11 protein-coding genes are annotated in these 16,674 nt (G+C 73.8%); 7 read left to right on the plus strand and 4 right to left on the minus strand.

Annotated elements, in window-relative coordinates; all coding sequences use genetic code 11:
* Positions 1–34 precede the first annotated feature (34 nt).
* The 3 genes from ACFHW0_RS21235 to ACFHW0_RS21245 all read left to right on the plus strand — a co-directional run bounded on the left by ACFHW0_RS21235 (position 35) and on the right by ACFHW0_RS21245 (position 4,513).
* Positions 35–1,744 carry an ABC transporter transmembrane domain-containing protein gene (locus tag ACFHW0_RS21235; RefSeq protein ID WP_416610161.1) on the plus strand — a complete coding sequence of 570 codons (1,710 nt, stop codon included), beginning with the start codon at positions 35–37 and terminating at the stop codon, positions 1,742–1,744.
* Complete coding sequence (locus ACFHW0_RS21240; protein ID WP_416610163.1) at positions 1,741–3,633, plus strand: ABC transporter ATP-binding protein; 1,893 nt, start codon at positions 1,741–1,743, stop codon at positions 3,631–3,633. The genes ACFHW0_RS21235 and ACFHW0_RS21240 overlap by 4 nt, the downstream gene beginning before the upstream one ends.
* A 112-nt stretch (positions 3,634–3,745) precedes the next feature.
* Positions 3,746–4,513 carry a YqjF family protein gene (locus ACFHW0_RS21245; protein ID WP_416610165.1) on the plus strand — a complete coding sequence of 256 codons (768 nt, stop codon included), beginning with the start codon at positions 3,746–3,748 and terminating at the stop codon, positions 4,511–4,513.
* On the opposite strand, the gene ACFHW0_RS21250 is transcribed toward ACFHW0_RS21245, so the two are convergent.
* Complete coding sequence (locus tag ACFHW0_RS21250) at positions 4,505–4,978, minus strand: winged helix-turn-helix domain-containing protein (RefSeq protein WP_416610167.1); 474 nt, start codon at positions 4,976–4,978, stop codon at positions 4,505–4,507. The two genes, ACFHW0_RS21245 and ACFHW0_RS21250, sit on opposite strands and share 9 nt — an antisense overlap.
* A gap of 397 nt (positions 4,979–5,375) precedes the next feature.
* Here ACFHW0_RS21250 and ACFHW0_RS21255 point away from each other — a divergent pair, with 397 nt between their 5' ends.
* The gene (locus tag ACFHW0_RS21255) at positions 5,376–9,716 is read left to right on the plus strand and encodes a S8 family serine peptidase (RefSeq protein ID WP_416610168.1); all 4,341 of its coding nucleotides are present in this window, start codon (positions 5,376–5,378) and stop codon (positions 9,714–9,716) included.
* 87 nt (positions 9,717–9,803) lie between these two features.
* Here the strand turns inward: ACFHW0_RS21255 and ACFHW0_RS21260 are convergent, their stop codons facing one another.
* From ACFHW0_RS21260 to ACFHW0_RS21270, 3 genes are all read right to left on the minus strand, one after another.
* Positions 9,804–10,505, minus strand: coding sequence for a winged helix-turn-helix domain-containing protein (locus ACFHW0_RS21260; RefSeq protein ID WP_416610170.1), 702 nt, complete (start codon positions 10,503–10,505; stop codon positions 9,804–9,806).
* Positions 10,506–10,834: 329 nt separating this feature from the next.
* Positions 10,835–12,643 carry a serine hydrolase gene (locus ACFHW0_RS21265; RefSeq protein WP_416610171.1) on the minus strand — a complete coding sequence of 603 codons (1,809 nt, stop codon included), beginning with the start codon at positions 12,641–12,643 and terminating at the stop codon, positions 10,835–10,837.
* Between the two features lie 13 nt (positions 12,644–12,656).
* The gene (locus ACFHW0_RS21270) at positions 12,657–14,477 is read right to left on the minus strand and encodes a glycoside hydrolase family 3 protein (protein WP_416610173.1); all 1,821 of its coding nucleotides are present in this window, start codon (positions 14,475–14,477) and stop codon (positions 12,657–12,659) included.
* Between the two features lie 161 nt (positions 14,478–14,638).
* Between ACFHW0_RS21270 and ACFHW0_RS21275 the strand changes: the two genes are divergently transcribed.
* The 3 genes from ACFHW0_RS21275 (at position 14,639) to ACFHW0_RS21285 (ending at position 16,574) form a co-directional block, all read left to right on the plus strand.
* Entirely contained in the window at positions 14,639–15,220 is a 582-nt protein-coding gene (locus tag ACFHW0_RS21275; RefSeq protein WP_416610175.1) for an RNA polymerase sigma factor, read from the plus strand.
* The gene (locus tag ACFHW0_RS21280; protein ID WP_416610177.1) at positions 15,213–15,932 is read left to right on the plus strand and encodes a hypothetical protein; all 720 of its coding nucleotides are present in this window, start codon (positions 15,213–15,215) and stop codon (positions 15,930–15,932) included. The genes ACFHW0_RS21275 and ACFHW0_RS21280 overlap by 8 nt, the downstream gene beginning before the upstream one ends.
* 210 nt (positions 15,933–16,142) lie before the next feature.
* Positions 16,143–16,574: a hypothetical protein gene (locus tag ACFHW0_RS21285; protein WP_416610179.1), complete on the plus strand. Its 432-nt coding sequence runs from the start codon at positions 16,143–16,145 to the stop codon at positions 16,572–16,574.
* Positions 16,575–16,674 lie beyond the last annotated feature (100 nt).

Raw genomic sequence — 16,674 nt, forward strand, 5'->3', positions numbered from 1 at the left:
ACGCCCTCGTCCCGCGCACCGGGGCGTGACGCCGGTGGCAGCCGACGTGATCAGCGGGCCGGCGGTGCTGCGCCGCGCCCTGCGCCGCCAGCGGGGCCGGGTGGTGGCGGGAATCGTGCTGCTCTGCACCCACCAGGCCGCCGAAGCGCTCGTCCCGGTCGCCATCGGCCTGATCATCGACCGGGCCGTCGCCACCGGGGACGTGCGGGCGCTGCTGCTCTCCCTCGTCGGACTCGCCGCCCTCTTCACCGTCCTCGCCTTCGCCTACCGGGCCGGCGCCCGTCAGGCGTACGCGGCCGTGGAGCAGGAGGCCCACCTCGTGCGGGTCGAGATCGCCCGCAGCGCCCTCGACCCGCGCGGGAACCGCTCGGGCATGCGCGACGGCGAGCTGCTGTCCGTCACCGCCTCCGACGCCGAGTTGTCCGCGCTCGTCGTGCGGGTCGCGGGGCTCTGCGCCGCCGCGGTCACCGCCATCGTGGTCGCGGCCGTCGCGCTGCTCGTCGTCGACGTCCCGCTCGGGCTCGGCGTGCTGCTCGGCGTACCGCTGGTGGTCGTCGCCCTGCAACGGATGGCGCCGCTGCTCAGCCGGCGCAGCGCGTCGCAGCAGGAGGCGCTCGCTGCCACGACCGCGCTCGCCGTGGACCTCGTCACCGGCCTACGCGTGCTGCGCGGCATCGGCGCCCAGGACCACGCCGCCCGCCGGTACGCGGTCGCCAGCCGCCACGCCCTCGACGTCACCCTGCGCGCCGCCACCACCAAGGGCCTGCACCTCGGGCTCACCACCACGGTGAACGGCCTCTTCCTCGCGGCCGTCGCCGGGGTCGCCGGCTGGCTCGCCCTGCAGGGGCGGCTCACCGTCGGCGAACTCGTCGCCGTCGTCGGGCTGGCCCAGTTCATCGCCGAGCCCGTGCAGACGCTCGGCTACTGCGTACAGCTGTTCGCCATGGCTCGCGCCTCCGCCGGGCGGGTCGCCCGGGTGCTCGGCGCCGAGCCGCTCGCCCGGCCGGGCACCGCCGGGCCGCCCGCCCCGGGCCCGGCGCGGCTCACCCTCGACACGATCGGGTACGCCGGACTCGACGGGCTGTGCCTGCGGGTCGGCGCCGGCGAGGTCCTGGGTGTGCTCGCCTACGATCCGGGCGAGGCCGAGGCGCTGGTGCGGCTGCTGTCCGGCCGCGTGCCCCGCGAGGACTACCGGGGCACGCTGTGCGTCGACGGCGTGCCCGCCGAGGACCTGCACATCGACGCCGTGCGCGGCGTCCTCCTGGTCGAGCAGCACGACGTGGCGTTGTTCGAGGGGACGCTGCGCGCCAACCTCGCCGCCGGCGCCGACGTCGACGAGGCGGTCCTGCGCGCCGCCGTGCGCGCCGCGGCAGCCGAGGACGTGCTCGCCGCGCACCCGCACGGCATCGACCGCCTGCTCACCGAGCGGGGGGCGAACCTGTCGGGCGGGCAGCGGCAGCGGATCGGGCTGGCCAGGGCGCTCGTCGCCGACCCGCCGGTGCTGGTGCTGCACAACCCCACCACGGCGGTCGACGCGGTGACCGAGGCGCTGCTCGCCGAGGGGCTGACCTCGGCCCGCGCGGCGGCGGAGGACCGCGGCACGGTGCTGATCACCAACAGCCCGGTCCTGCTGCGGGCCACGCACCGGGTGGCCGTGATCGACCGTGGGCGGGTCGTCGCCGAGGGCCCGCACGAGCAGCTGCTCGCCGGCGACGCCCGCTACCGGGAGGAGGTCCTGCGGTGACCGATGAGTCGAGCACGCTCGGCGTGGAGACCAGGCGGCTGCTGCCCACGGCCACCGCCCGGCAGACCTGGGCCGCCCTGCGGGTCGAGTTCGCCCGGCTGCCGGGGCTCAGCGCTGCCGCCGCCACGTTGCTGGTCGCCGCGGCGGCGACCGGACTCGTCGCCCCATGGGTGCTCGGCCGCCTCGTCGACGACGTCATCGCCGGGTCCGGCACGCCCCGGATCGTGGCCTGGGCCGGGGTGATCGCGGGCGCCGCGGTGCTCGCCGGCCTGCTCACCGCGGTCGGCGCCGCGCTCGCCGCACGCCTCGGCGAGACCGTGCTGGCGCGGCTGCGCGAGCGGGTCCTCGACCGTGCCCTGCACCTGCCGTCGGCCACGCTGGAGCGCGCCGGGACCGGGGACCTGATCGCCCGCGTCGGCGACGACGTGGCCGTGGTGACGAACGTGATCGCCACCAGTGGACCCGCCTTCCTCGGCGCGCTGCTGTCCATCGTGCTGACCGCGGCCGGGCTCTTCGCCCTCGACTGGCGGCTCGGCCTCGCCGGGCTGGCCGCGGCGCCCGCCTACGCGTTGGCGCTGTACTGGTACCTCAGGCGCTCCGTCCCGTACTACGCGCGCGAGCGGGTGGCGACCGGCGAGCGGTCACAGGCCATGGCCGGGGCGCTCCACGGCGCGGCGACCGTGCGCGCGTACCGCATGGAGGACGCCCACGTCGGTCGGATCGCCGATCGCTCCGCCACGGCCCGCGACCTGTCGTTGGAGATCTTCGGCCTGCACACCCGGTTCGGGCTGCGGATCAACCGGTCGGAGTTCGTGGGGCTCGCCGCCGTACTGCTCGCCGGTTTCCTGCTGGTCCGCGACGACCTGGCGACCGTGGGGGCGGCAACCACCGCCGCCCTCTACTTCCACCGCCTCTTCAACCCGATCGGCCTGTTGCTGCTCCAGTCGGACTCCGTGCTCCAGGCCGGGGCGAGCCTCGCCCGGCTCGTCGGCGTCACCGCGCTGCCCGGCACCGCCTCGCCCGACGGCTCCGGGCCCGCCCGTGCGGACCGGCCCGGGACGGCAGGGCCGGGCGCGTGCGAACCCGCGACGCTGGAGGTGGTCGTCGCCCGGCACTGCTACGACGACGGGCCCGTCGTGCTGCGCGACGTCACCCTCCGGCTCGCGCCCGGGGAGCGCGTCGCCCTCGTCGGCGCGAGCGGAGCGGGCAAGAGCACGCTGGCCGGTGTCGCCGCCGGAATCATCGCGCCCACCCACGGCTCGGTCCGCCTGCGCGGCGTGCCGCTGACCGAACTGGACGAGCACCGCGTCCGTCGCGAGATCGCCCTGGTCAGCCAGGAGGTGCACGTCTTCGCCGGGACCCTCGGCGACGACCTGCGCCTCGCCGATCCGGACGCCACCGACGCCGAGATCACCGCCGCGCTCGACCTCGTCGGCGTCGGCGACTGGCTCCGTTCCCTGCCCGACGGCCTCGACACGTGCGTGGGGGAGGGCGGGCGTCGCGTCACCGCCGCCCAGGCCCAGCAGCTCGCCCTGGCTCGCCTCGTCCTCGCCGACCCCGCCGTCGCGGTCCTCGACGAGGCCACCGCGGAGGCCGGCAGCGCGGGCGCGCGCGACCTCGACCGCGCCGCCACGGCGGCCACCGAGGGCCGTACCACGCTGATCGTCGCCCACCGTCTCAGCCAGGCGGCCACCGCGGACCGCATCGTCGTCCTGGAGCACGGGCGCGTGGTCGAGCACGGCACGCACGAGCAGTTGCTGGCGGCCGGGGGCGGGTACAGCCGGCTGTGGCGGTCCTGGAGCACGCCGGACCCCGTGGTCCCCAGGGGACGCGGGAGCGAGGATCCCGCCGCCGCCCGTCGGCCACGCTCGGCCGTCTCGCCGGGTTAGGGCGCGACCGCGGGGATCGTCGCCGGCACGCCGGTCGCCGCACGCCGCACCGGGCCGGTCCGGGCGCTGCCCGCGTGGCGTCGTCCGCCGGGGCCGGGGCAGGATGGGGTACGTGGACATCGAGCCGGTCGACTCCGCGCCCGAGCAGGCGTTTCCGTGGGGGATCCTGCGGCAGCGCTGGGACGACCTGACGTTCCTGCACTGGGCGGTCGCGCCGGAGCTCGTCGCGCCGCTGCTGCCCGAGGGAACCCGCCCCGACACCCTCGACGGGGTCAGCCACGTCGGCCTGATCGGCTTCCGGATGGTGGGGCTGGGCCTCGGCCGAGGGCCGGGGGTGCCGTACTTCGGCAGCTTCTGGGAGACCAACGTCCGGCTCTACTCGGTGGACGACACCGGTCGGCGTGCCGTGGTGTTCCGTTCGCTCGACGCGGCGCGGCTGGTCCCGGTGCTGGTCGCCCGGGCGACCCTGCGACTGCCGTACATGTGGTCGGCGATGCGGCTCGACCGGGACGGCGACCGCTACACCTACCGGTGCCGACGCCGCTGGCCCGGGCCGGTGGGTGCGACGAGCCGGATGGTGGTGCGGGTGGGGGAGCCCATCGCCGACCCGACCCCGCTGGAGCACTTCGTCACCGCCCGCTGGGGGCTGCACACCCGGGCGTACGGGCGGACGCTGCACCTGCCGAACTGGCATCCCCGCTGGCCGCTGCACCGGGCGGAGCTGCTGCACCTGGACGACGAACTGGTCGAGGCCGCCGGGCTGCCGCCGCCCGTCGGGGCGCCGGTGAGCGTGCTGTATTCCCGCGGCGTCCCGGTCCGGTTCGGCCCACCGGTCGCGACGGGCCGGACGCGGGCTGCCCAAGTCAGGCAGTCATCCTGAACCGCTGACCCTCGGCTGCTGATGGTCGGTCAGCCGGAAGCCGACGCCGCGCACCGCGTCGATGGCCACCCCGGTGCCGAGTTCGTGCAGCTTGCGACGCAGCCGCTTCACCAGGGACTGCACGTCCGCCCTGCGTTCCCGCCCCTCGTCACGCCACACCGAGCGGTGCAGCTCGGCGTAGCTCCACACCCGGATCGGCTCGGTGGTCAGGCAGGCCAGCAGATCGTGCTCGAGCCGTGTCAGGCCGATCTCGCGGCCCCGACTGCGGGCCGTCGAGCGGGCCGAGTCGATCAGCAGCGCGTCGTCGGTCGGCGGGCGCGCGGACGGCGCCGGGGCGGGCCCCGGCGGGACCCCGATCAGCCTGCGCAGCTCGTCGAGGTCGGCGACCAGCAGCAGCGGCGCGACCCCGTCCAGGCGTTCGGCGAGTCGTATCCGCTCGGTCGCCGACGGCGTCACCGCGATCACCAGCGGAAATGGTTCGTCGGCCGGAACTGGTCCGTCCGGCGTAGTGCTTTCGTCGCGTGCCCCCACAGCACCCACCCGGAAACTATGGGCAGCCTCTGCCCATCTTCGTCATGACCGTGACAATCATTGGCAAGCTCCCCATTCGCCGGCCAACGGCTAGTGACAAATTGCTTACGGCAAGTTCTTGATCGTCCATTCTTGTCGATCATAGTGTCCAGACGGGCAGCCGGCGCGACCCGCGCGGTGCCTGGGGGGCATGGAGGGGTCGGATCCGGATCATCCGAACGGAGCCGGGCCCCTGCACCCTCCACCATGGCTCGTTCCACTCTGGGTCGTTCTGGAGGAGGCACCACCGATGTTCACACGTCCACCCGCAAGGCGCTTAGCCAGATCTCTGGTGAGCGCCGGCGCGGCGATGATCCTCGCCGCGACAGGCCTGGCCGCGACCGGGTCAGGCGCACAGGCCTCCCCGTCCGACAAGATCAGGCCGGAGCTCACGAAGGAGCTCCAGGGCAAGACCGAGGGCGACTTCTGGATCCGCTTCAAGGACAGGGCGGACCTCAGCCAGGCCGCCGCGATCAAGGACTGGGCCAAGCGCGGTACCGCCGTCGCCGACGCGCTGAAGAAGACCGCCGCCAGCAGCCAGTCCAAGATCCGCGCCGAGCTCGACGGTTCGGGAACGAAGTACGAGACGTTCTGGGCGACCAACGCGATCAAGGTCAGCGGCGGCTCCCTGACGATGGCGCAGAGCTTCGCCGCGCACGCCGAGGTCGAGGGCCTGTACGCCCCGGTCGCCTACAAGGTGCCCGAGGTCACCGAGGGCACCGACGAGAAGACGGTGAACGCCCTGGAGTGGGGCATCGCGAACATCAACGCCGACGACGTCTGGTCCCAGTACGGCGCCAAGGGCGCCGGCATCACGGTGGCGAACATCGACACCGGGGTCCAGTTCGACCACCCCGCGCTGGTGAACTCCTACCGGGGCAACAACGGCGACGGCACGTTCGACCACAACTACAACTGGTACCGGGCCACCGGCTCCTGCGCCGCGCCCTGTGACACCAACGGCCACGGCACCCACACGATGGGCACGATGGCCGGCTCCGCCGGTGCGAACCAGATCGGCGTCGCGCCCGACGTGAAGTGGATCGCGGCCAACGGCTGCTGCCCGAGCGACGCGGCGCTGGTCACCTCCGGCCAGTGGATGCTCGAGCCGACGGACCTCAACGGTCAGAACCCGGACGCGAGCAAGCGGCCGAACATCATCAACAACTCGTGGGGAACCACGCTGCCCTCCAACGACCCGTTCATGGAGGACGTGACGCTGGCCTGGACCGCGTCGGGCATCTTCGGCGTGTGGTCCAACGGCAACAGCGGATCAGCCTGCCAGACCAGCGGCTCACCGGGCAGCCTGGTCAGCAACTACTCCGCCGGCGCCTACGACGTGAACAACAACATCGCCAGCTTCTCCTCCCGCGGCGCCGGCCAGAACGGCGAGATCAAGCCCAACATCGCGGCACCCGGGGTGAACGTCCGGTCGAGCATTCCGGGCGGCGGCTACGCCAGCTACAACGGCACCTCGATGGCCGCCCCGCACCTCGCGGGCGCGATCGCGCTGCTGTGGTCGGCCGCGCCGGCGCTCGTCGGCGACGTCACCGCCACCCGCGCGCTGCTGGACAACTCGGCGATCGACAAGGCCGACGCCCAGTGCGGCGGCACCGCCGACGACAACAACGTGTTCGGCGAGGGCCGGCTGGACGCGCTGACGCTGCTCAACGCCGCCCCGATCGGCGACACCGGCACCCTGGCCGGCAAGGTCACGGACGCGGCCACCGGCGCCCCGATCGCGGGCGCCACGGTGACCCTGACCGGCGCGGCGGACCGCGAGCTGACCACCGGGTCCGACGGGACGTACTCGTCCCTGCTTCCGGTCGGCGACTACCAGGTCGCCGTGGCGGCGTTCGGCTACCAGTCGAAGACGACGCCGGCAGCGGTCGCCCGCAACGCGACCACGACCGTCGACGTGGCGCTGACGGCCGTGCCGAGCGTCACCGTCAGCGGCACCGTCACCGACGGCTCCGGACACGGCTGGCCGCTCTACGCGAAGGTGACCGTGGAGGGTCCGTCGGGTGTGTCCGACTACACCACCCCCGTCAACGGTCGCTACAGCCTCAAGCTGCCGGCCGGCACCACCTACAACCTGAAGGTCGAGCCGCAGTACCCGGGCTACCAGACGGTGACCAAGCAGGTCGTGGTCGGCACGGGTAACGCCACGGCCAACGTGGCGGTGCCGGTGCGGACCGACGCCTGCACGACCGCGCCCGGCTACCGGTTCGGCTCCGACGGTGAGTACGAGACCTTCGACGGCAGCACCGTGCCGGCCGGCTGGTCCGTGGTGGACCACGCCGCCAGCGGCCAGGTCTGGAAGTTCACCGACGACGGTGCCCGCGGCAACCTGACCGGCGGCACCGGCAACTTCGCGATCGTCGACAGCGACGAGTACGGCTCCGGCGGCAAGCAGGACACCTCGCTCGTCAGCCCGGTCGTCGACCTGACCGGAGTCACGGCACCGGTGATCCGGTTCAACCAGGACTACAACTGGCTGGGCAGCGACCGCGCCGACGTCGACCTCAGCCTCGACGGCGGGACCACGTGGACCAACGTGCTCCGGCAGGCGGCCGACGTCCGCGGCCCGAAGGTGACCCAGGTCGCCATCCCGCAGGCCGCGGGCCAGGCCCAGGCACGGGTCCGGTTCCGCTACTACGACGCCTCGTACGAGTGGTGGTGGGGGGTCGACAACGTCCTGATCGGCAGCCAGCTCACCTGCGAGCCGATCGACGGCGGCCTGGTGCTCGGCCACGTTCGCGACAAGAACGACAACGGTTACGTCAACGGCGCCACCGTCACCAGCGACGACCGGCCGGCGGAGAAGGCCACCACCGTGGCGACCCCGGACGACCCGGGGCTGGCGGACGGCTTCTACTGGCTGTTCTCGTCGCTGACGGACACCCACAAGTTCACCGCCCGGGCCGGCAGCTACGTCAGCCAGAGCAAGCAGGTCGACGTCCAGGCAGACTGGGCGACCGCCGCGAACTTCCAGCTGGCGGCCGGCCGCCTGTCGGTCAAGCCGGCCCAGGTGGCCGGGACGGTCCGGATGCCCAGCGGCAAGGTCACCAAGGCGTTCACGGTGACCAACACCGGCGGGGCCCCGGTCGCGGTCGAGTTCAGTGAGCGCGACGGCGGATTCGAGCTGCTCCGGGCCGACGGGTCCCGGATGAGCAAGCAGGAGGTGCTCGGTTCCCCCGGCGCGCCGGTGCAGCGGCTCGAGGTCCCGACCTCGTTCGCCGCGAAGACCTCCGGCAAGTCGACGGCGGCGGCCTCGGCCGCGGTCGGTCCGCAGGCCGCGCCCTGGACCGACATCGCCGACTACCCGGCCGTGGTGATGGACAACCGGGTGGTGAACCTGGGCGGCAAGGTGTACTCCATCGCCGGTGGCACCGGATCGGCGTCGTCGGCGAAGAACTACGCCTACGACCCGGTCGCGCAGAGCTGGACCGCGATCGCCGATCTGCCCGGCGCGCGTACCGCCATGACGGTGGGCGTCCTGGACGGCAGGATCATCGCGACCGGCGGCTGGGCGGCGGCCGGTCCTGACGGCACCACCTGGTCGTACGACCCGGCGGCCAACACGTGGACGGAGAAGGCCGACAACCCCGCGCCGCGCTCCGCCGCCGGCCAGGCGGTCGCGGGCGGCAAGCTGTACGCCATCGGTGGCTGCACCACGGCGTCCTGCACGCCGATGTCGAACGACGTCGTGCGCTACGACCCGGCCAGCGACAGCTGGGAGACCCTGGCCGACTACCCGAAGTCGGTGGCCTTCCTCTCCTGCGGCGGGATCGACGGCGTCGTCTACTGCACCGGAGGCAACGACGGCTCCGCCGCGCAGAAGGCGAGCTACGCCTACGACGCGGGCGCCAACACCTGGACGGCCATCGCGGACGCGCCGGCCGACAACTGGGCCAGCTCGTTCGCCGTGGCCAACGGCAAGTTCCTGGTCGTCGGCGGCTCGCAGGGCGGCGCCATCACCAACGTCGGCTTCGCCTACGACCCGGCCACCTCCTCGTGGTCGAGCCTGCCGAACGCCAACACCGCCCGGTACCGCGGCGGCGCGGCGTGCGGCTTCTACAAGGTCGGCGGTTCCTCCGGCGGCTTCACCGCCACGCGCGACAGCGAGGTGCTGCCGGGCTTCGAGGAGTGCGCCGCCAGCACCGCCGACGTCAGCTGGATGACGATCGACAAGAAGGCGGCCACCCTGGCGCCGGGCGAGGCCGTCACGGTCAACGTCGGCATGACGGCGAACGTGGACCAGCCCGGTACCTACACCGCCTCGGTCGCCATCAAGGAGAACACCCCGTACGCGGTGGAGCCGGTGGCGGTCACGATGAACGTGCTGCAGCCGACGACCTGGGGCAAGCTGATGGGCACGGTCACCGGGACGAGCTGCCAGGGTGCCGGCTCGCCGCTCCCCGGTGCCACCGTCCAGGTCGACTCGTGGGCGATGTCCTGGACGTTCGCCACCGATGCCGAGGGCAGGTACGCCTACTGGCTGGACCGACGGAACAACCCGTTGACGATGATCGTCGCCAAGGACAACTGGAAGCCCCAGACCCGGCAGACGAGGATCAACACCGCCGCACCCACGGTGGAGGACTTCGCGTTGTCGCCCGTCCGCTGCTGACACCGACCGTCAGCTGACAGGTCCGGCCCGCCTGGTCTCCGACCAGGCGGGCCGGACCGCGTCGGGGCCCCGAAGAGGCCGGACGGGTCAGATCGGCGCGAGACGGAAGCCGACCCCGCGGACCGCGTGGATCGACGCCGAGGCGTCCAGCCGGACGAGCTTGCGCCGCACCCTGCGCACCACCGAGTGCATGTCGGAGCCCCGCCCGAGGTGCACGTTGCCCCAGACCTCGAGGTGCAGCCGCTCGTAGGTCCAGACCTGCCCGGGCGCGCCGACCAGGCACCGCAGGAAGTCGTGCTCCAGGCGGGTCAACTCGACCTCGCGGTCCAGCCAGCGCAACATCCGTCGGTCGGAGTCGACGCGCAGGTCGGCCGGCGGCGCCGCCACGGCGCCCTGCACGGGCCCGGCCGCGACGACGCGCTCGGCCGTCACGACGGGCTCGGCCGTCACCACCGGCTCGGCCGTGACGACCGGCTCGGCCGCCATGACGCGCGCGGTCGTGACGACGCGCTCGGCCGTGGCGACGCGCTCGGCCGTGACGACCGGCTCGGCCGTCGCGACGGGCTCGGGCCGAGCCGCCGGCGTGCCGGGCACGCCGAGGAACGTGCGCGCCTGATCGACGCTCGAGACGATCAGAAACGCCTCGGTCCCGCCGAGCAGACGTGCGAGCTGCCTGCGTTCGGCCGGCGAGGAGGCAATGCCGATGACCAGCGGAGCCACCCCCCTCATTCCCACCCCTTCCGGTGCCCCAACCACTCCGGGGACAGATTCAGCCACGACGCCGATCAATTGGTTTCCTGACCCTAGTGGTGGCTCGTCTCGCTTCGGTTAAAATCGGTGACGCGATGGCGTCGATAAATTGACTGCACTCGCGGGCCGAGTCGGGTCGTGGCCCTTCATGGTGGCTTGACCCTTTTCGGCGCGATGTGTTCTCCGGGCGCGGTTCCGGCGACCGACAATGGCCCGGCGGGTGCGATCGGGGGCCCGCGCCGGGCCCGGCGAATCGTCACACCCCGGCAGGTGCGGCGGCGATTCCGAAACTCCTGTCGACGCTGTGTGCCCCTGCCCGGACGGCGGCGGCACAGGCGACGCGGGCCGGGGCGCGCGCCGTGGTCCGGTCAGGTGCGGGCGGGCGACCAGCCGACGGGAACGAGCCGGGCGGCGTCGCCGCCCTCGCCCTGGAAGAGGAGCCCGTCGCGGTCCGCCGCCACGATCCGGTCGACGTAGACGCCGCGACCCCGGCTGGAGGCGTCGGTGGTGCTGCTGAAGCGCAGGTGGGTCGCCCGGTCGGGCAACTCGACCGAGACCTGCCACCAGACCCGGCCGCCGTAGCCGGTGACCGTGCCGTCACTGCTCCACCGTTGGTCGGAGTGCCGCAGCAGCAGCCGCCCCGGAGCCCACGTCGAACCGCCGTCGGTGGAGACCTCGAACCGGGCGCTGTCGTAGCGGGGCTCGGTGTCGTACCAGAGCAGGAAGCTCGCCGTGCCGCCGCCCCGCGCCGCCCGGCGCAGCGGGGCGGTGAGGGTGACCGTCGCGAGGTCGCGCGGGTCGGCCCGCCACGCCTCGCGGGACCGGGGCCGCACCGGCATCGCCTCGGCGAGATCGCCCGCGACGGCGCGCCGGGCGACGTTGTTGCTGCCCCAGCCGCGATCCGGGTGCACCCGGTTGCTGAGCAGGATGACGAACGAGTGGGAGAGCGGGTCGACGACGATCGACGTCCCGGTGAAGCCGGTGTGCCCGAACGCCACCGGGGAGGAGAGACCCATCATGTACCAGTGCTTGTCGAGCTCGAAGCCCAGCCCGCGGTCGCTCTCGGGATAGGCCTGCTCCAGCGGGGCGTTGTGGTTGACCAGCATCGCGCGCACCGTGTCGGGGCGGAGGATCCGTCGCCCCCGGTACTCGCCGCCGTTGAGCAGGGACTGGCAGAGCACGGCCAGGTCCGCCGCGGTGGAGAACACCCCCGCGTGCCCGGCGACGCCGCCGAGCGACCACGCGTTCTCGTCGTGCACCTCGCCGTGGACCATGCCCCGTCCGGCGTACGGCTGGTACTCGGTCGCGGCGATCCGCGACCGCCGCTCCGGCCCCGGGTTGTAGCCGGTGTCGGTCATGCCCAGCGGCGCGGTGACGCCGTCGGCGACGAGCGCGGCCAGCGGCCGGCCGGTCACCCGTTCCACCAGCACGCCCAGCGCGATCAGCCCGAGATCGGAGTACACGTACCGGGTACCGGGCTGCGCACCGGGCGCGAGCGGCGTGGCGAGCGCGGCGGCGAAGCGCTCCGCCGGCGTCGGGTACCTGCTCCAGAGGGGCGCGAAGGCGGGCAGACCCGAGGTGTGGGTGAGCAGCATCCGTACGGTGACCGCCGCCTTGCCGCCGGCCGCGAACTCCGGGACGTACCGGGCGACCGGCGCGTCGAGGTCCACCCGTCCCCCCTCGACCTGCTGCATGGTCACGATGGCGGTGAACAGCTTCGACACCGACGCCAGGTCGAAGATGGTGTCGGGCCGCATCGGGATCTGCGCGTCGGCGGGGAGTTCCACCCCCTCCAGCCCGGGCGGCGGGCCGACGGCGGCGTACCGCACCGCGGAACCCACCGCGGCGTGCTGCACGACCACGCCGTCCTTGGCCGCCAGGACCACGGCACCCGCGTACGCGGGATGGCCGGGGTGGTCCGGCGTCGGCTCGAGGTACGCCGCCAGGTCGGTGGGCAGGCGATCCACGTGCTCGGGGAGCAGGCCGACCTCGCGGGCGTGGCCGGGCCGCAGCGTGTCGTGCCGGAACGTGATGTCGGCGGGCGTGACGACCGGCGGCGCCGATCCGACCGGCGGCGGCGCGGCACCGGCCGCCGTGGCCGGAAGGGCCGCGCCCAGGACGGCCGCGGTCAGGCCGATCGCGAAGGGGCGGAGCGCGGGCGGGCGGAGCGACGACATAGTGGGTTGCCTCCTACCAGCTCATGCCGTGGCCGTAGGGATAGAGCACGGTGCCCGCACCCTCGGCCGTGGGGATCGTGACGGGAAGCCGTCCACGGGGGGACAACTCGCCGTGCAGCGCACGGACGAGGGCGTCCATCGCCGCCCGGGTGTACGAGTAGGTCGCCAGGTAGGTGGTCACGCCCGGCAGGTACGCGACGTCGTAGGGATCCCGGACCGCTACCACCACCACGGGCCTGCCCGTGCCGAGCAGCGCGGCGACGAGCCGCCGCTGGGTGCCGCGGGGATCGGTGACGGTCGTGTCCCACGCCTTGTTGGTCAGCACGACGGTGAGGTCGTGCTCGGCCGCCAGCGCGGCCGTCGTGGCGATCGTCTGATCCGACGGCAGGGTCGCGGGCCTGGCGGTGGCCCGGGCACCGCGGGCGGTGAACCCGTCGGCGACGGTCTCGACCGGCGCGAAGGCGGCGCTGTTCCAGCCGGTGACCAGCACCGACCGCTGCCCGGGGGCCAGCGGCAGCAGCCCGGTGTCGTTGCGGACCGCGGTGAGGGTCGGGTCGGTGACCCGTGCCACGGCGGCGAGGTGCGCGGGCGCCCCGACCGTGCGTACGGCCTGTTCGACGTCGACCAGCGGCGACCGGGCGAGGCCCTGCCGGTACTTCATGGCGAGGATGCGCCGGACCGACTCGTCGACGCGCTGCTCGGTCAGCTCGCCGGTGGCGACGGCCCGCAGCACCGCGTCCCGGGCCAGCCGCAGGTCCGGCGGCATCAGGAGCTGGTCGGCGCCGGCCTTGAGCGCCAGCACGGGCACCCGGTCGTCGCCGTACTTGCGCCGCACGCCGGCCATGTTCAGCGCGTCGGTGACGATGACCCCCCGGAAACCGAGCTCGCCGCGCAGCACGCCGGTGAGAATCGTCGGCGACAGCGTCGCCGGGTCGCCGGAGGGGTCGAGCGCGGGCACCACGATGTGCGCCGTCATGATCGATTCGACGCCCGCGTCGATCGCCCGCCGGAACGGCGGCGCGTCGATCCGGTCCCACTCCTGTCTGGTGTGGTCGATGACCGGCAGGTCGGTGTGGCTGTCCGTGGCCGTGTCGCCGTGGCCGGGGAAGTGCTTCGCCACCGCCGTCGCGCCGGCTCCGTCCTGGAACCCGGCGACCTGGGCGGCGGTCAGCTCGGCCACCAGGGTGGGGTCGGCGCCGAAGGACCGTACGCCGATCACCGGGTTGCCGGGGTCGACGTTGACGTCGGCGATCGGCGCGTACGGCTGGTGGATGCCGACCGCCCGCAGCTCGCGGCCGGTGATCTCCGCGGCCTCGTGGGCGGCCCGGGGCGACCGCCCGGCGCCCAGGGCCATCGACCCGGGGAACTGCGCGGCGGGGGCGGGCATCCGCAGCACCACGCCCTGCTCCTGGTCGGTGGAGACGAGCAGGGGCACCCGCCCCTTCGTGCCGTCGCCGACGGCGGCCCGCTGCAACCCGTTGGAGAGGGTGGCGATCTGGCGCGGGCTGTCCAGGTTGTGGGACCACGAGAAGTAGCAGACGCCGCCGAGGCGGAACTCGTCGACGACCTCGGCCGGCGTCTCGACACCGAACGCCGCGCGGTTGGCGGCGCGGTCGGCGGCCGAGGGCTCGGTGGCGTCACCGCCGTAGACGTAGGTGGCGAAGAGCTGGCCGACCTTCTGCGTCAGGCTCATGTGCCGCAGTGTCGAGGTGACCCAGCCGTGCTCCCCGCCCGGTGGACGCGCGGGTGCCGCGGAGGCCTGGACGGGCAGCGGGGCGAGGGTGGTCGACAGGGTGGCCACCAGGACGGTCGCGGTAACGAGTCGGGCCTTCATGGGCGACGACCTCTCAGTCCGGATGGCTGAAACTTAGCTACGCATCGATGAATCGTCAAGAAGGTTTGCTACAGGACCGGCCGGACTCCGAGCGGTCGGCGGAGGTCGGCGACCGGACATCTCCCTCGGCGCGGCGGAACCCGCGGGGCGTCGGTGGTGTCATGAGTGTGTCCCCACCGGAGGTACCCCTGAACGACGAAGACTTGGTCACCCGCGCCCGGGCGGGTGACCTGGAGGCGTACGAACTCCTGGTCGCCCGGCACACCGCATCCGCGTACCGGACGGCGGTGCTGCTCGGCGCGGGTCCGGACGCGGAGGACGTCATCCAGGAGGCGTTCGTGAAGGGACACCGCAACATCTCCCGCTACCGGGGAGAGTCGTCGTTCCGGTCCTGGCTGATGGCGATCGTGGCCAACGAGACCCGCAACCTGCACCGGTCGCGCAGCAGGCGCGACGGGCTCGCCCTACGCGCCGCCGTGGCGGACCCGCACACGGAGATCGGCGAGGACGCCGCCGTCGAGGCCGTCCTCGCCGGGGAACGCCGGGCCACCCTGGTGCGGGCGCTGCGCGCGCTGTCGGTGAAGGACCGTGAGGTGATCGTGTGCCGGTTCTTCCTCGACCTCAGCGAGGACGAGACCGTGACCATGCTGGGCTGGCCGCGCGGCACGGTGAAGTCGCGGACCTCCCGGGCGCTGGCGAAGCTCCGCGGCCTGCTCGACGTCGCGGAGGTGCGCCGTGGATGACCTCGAACGCGAACTGCGCGACCTCTCCGCCTGGCTGGAGACGCCCGACCCGCCCGACGTGACCGCCCGGGTACGCGCCCGCCTCGCCGCGCCTCCGCCGCGGCGACGCCGGTGGCGCCACCTCGTCGCCGCGGCGCTCACCGCCCTGGTCGTGGTGGCGTTGCCGCCGGGGCGCGCCGCCCTCGCCGACGCCGCCGCCGGGCTGCTGCGCTTCGCCGGGATCACGGTCGCCACGACGCCCGATCCGGCGCGTCCCACCGGCGCCGCCTCGCCACTGCCGACGCAGCGGCCGGCCACCGTGGCCGAGGCGCAACGGAAGGTGCGCTTCCCCGTCCGCACACCGACGAGGCTGGGCCCGCCCGAGCAGGTGCTGATCGCCGACCCCGACGGCGCGGGCTTCTGCCGGGTGGCGACGCTGCTCTACCGCGGGGGAGCGCTGCGCGTCGACGCCTTCGACGGCCGTCTCGACCTGGCCTTCCACAAGGAGAGCAGCGCGGCGGGAACCACCTGGGTCCAGGTGAACGGCGGCTTCGCCGTCTGGATCGGGGCCCCGCACCCGGTCTCCTACGTGGATCGCGCGGGCACCGTCCGGGTGGAGACCGCGCGGCTCGCCGCCTCGACCCTGATCTGGGAGCAGGCGGGCGTCAGCTATCGCATCGAGGGCGACCTCACCAGGCCCGAGGCGATCGAGATCGCCCGGTCACTGGGTTAGGGGCGGTCGTGCCGGTGCCGGCCCACCACCGGCGGGGCCCGGGGTCGGGAACCCGGGGGAGTCGGCCGGTGTCCCGACAGTGGAATGCACGAACAGGTCGTCGGGAGGCATGAGATGGGTGCGGCGCGCAGGGTGTTGCTGGGGGCAGTGGTCCTGTTGGCGGGGTGCACGACGGCGGGGCGACCCGTCCCGCAGACAGCCTCCCCGGCCGTGACGGTGTCGGCGGGCGCGGCGTCGGGCGGTGCCACCACCGGCTGCGGTTCCCGGGTCGAGACGGGGCCGCTGCCCGACTGGGCGGACGCCGGGTTCAGCGGGAGCACCCGGATGCCGCACGTCCTCGGCGCGGGCGGCGAGATCGTCGCGGTGCTGTTCGGACACCCACTGGCCCGGGCCAGGAAGCACGGGACGAACAACAAGATCCTCTGGGTCGCCCGTCCCGCCGCGACGCCCCCCGCCGCGACCACCCCGGACGCACTGCGGATCACCGCGACCCTGGACGGCACCGCAACCCGGGTGAACCGGGAGGTCGCCGGCGGCCCGGGCCCGTCGATCATCGACATGCCGCGGGCCGGCTGCTGGCACCTCGAACTGCGCTGGGCCGGACGCACCGACGTCATGGACCTGGTCTACGAGGACAGCTAGGCCCTCGGGCCGTCGCCCGCTCGAACGCCCGCCGCCTCCGGCGCAGCCAGCGTCGACGAACGCCGACGCCACGGCGGGGGCGGCCGGGCCGACCGGAGCG

The sequence above is a fragment of the Micromonospora sp. LOL_025 genome (assembly GCF_048060285.1).
In the GTDB taxonomy this organism is placed as follows: domain Bacteria; phylum Actinomycetota; class Actinomycetes; order Mycobacteriales; family Micromonosporaceae; genus Micromonospora.

Coding starts and splice junctions, on each gene's coding strand:
- ACFHW0_RS21265 (WP_416610171.1), bottom strand. CDS start 12,643: ATGTCGTCGCTCCGCCCGCCCGCGCTCCGCCCCTTCGCGATCGGCCTG.
- ACFHW0_RS21270 (WP_416610173.1), bottom strand. CDS start 14,477: ATGAAGGCCCGACTCGTTACCGCGACCGTCCTGGTGGCCACCCTGTCG.
- ACFHW0_RS21275 (WP_416610175.1), top strand. CDS start 14,639: ATGAGTGTGTCCCCACCGGAGGTACCCCTGAACGACGAAGACTTGGTC.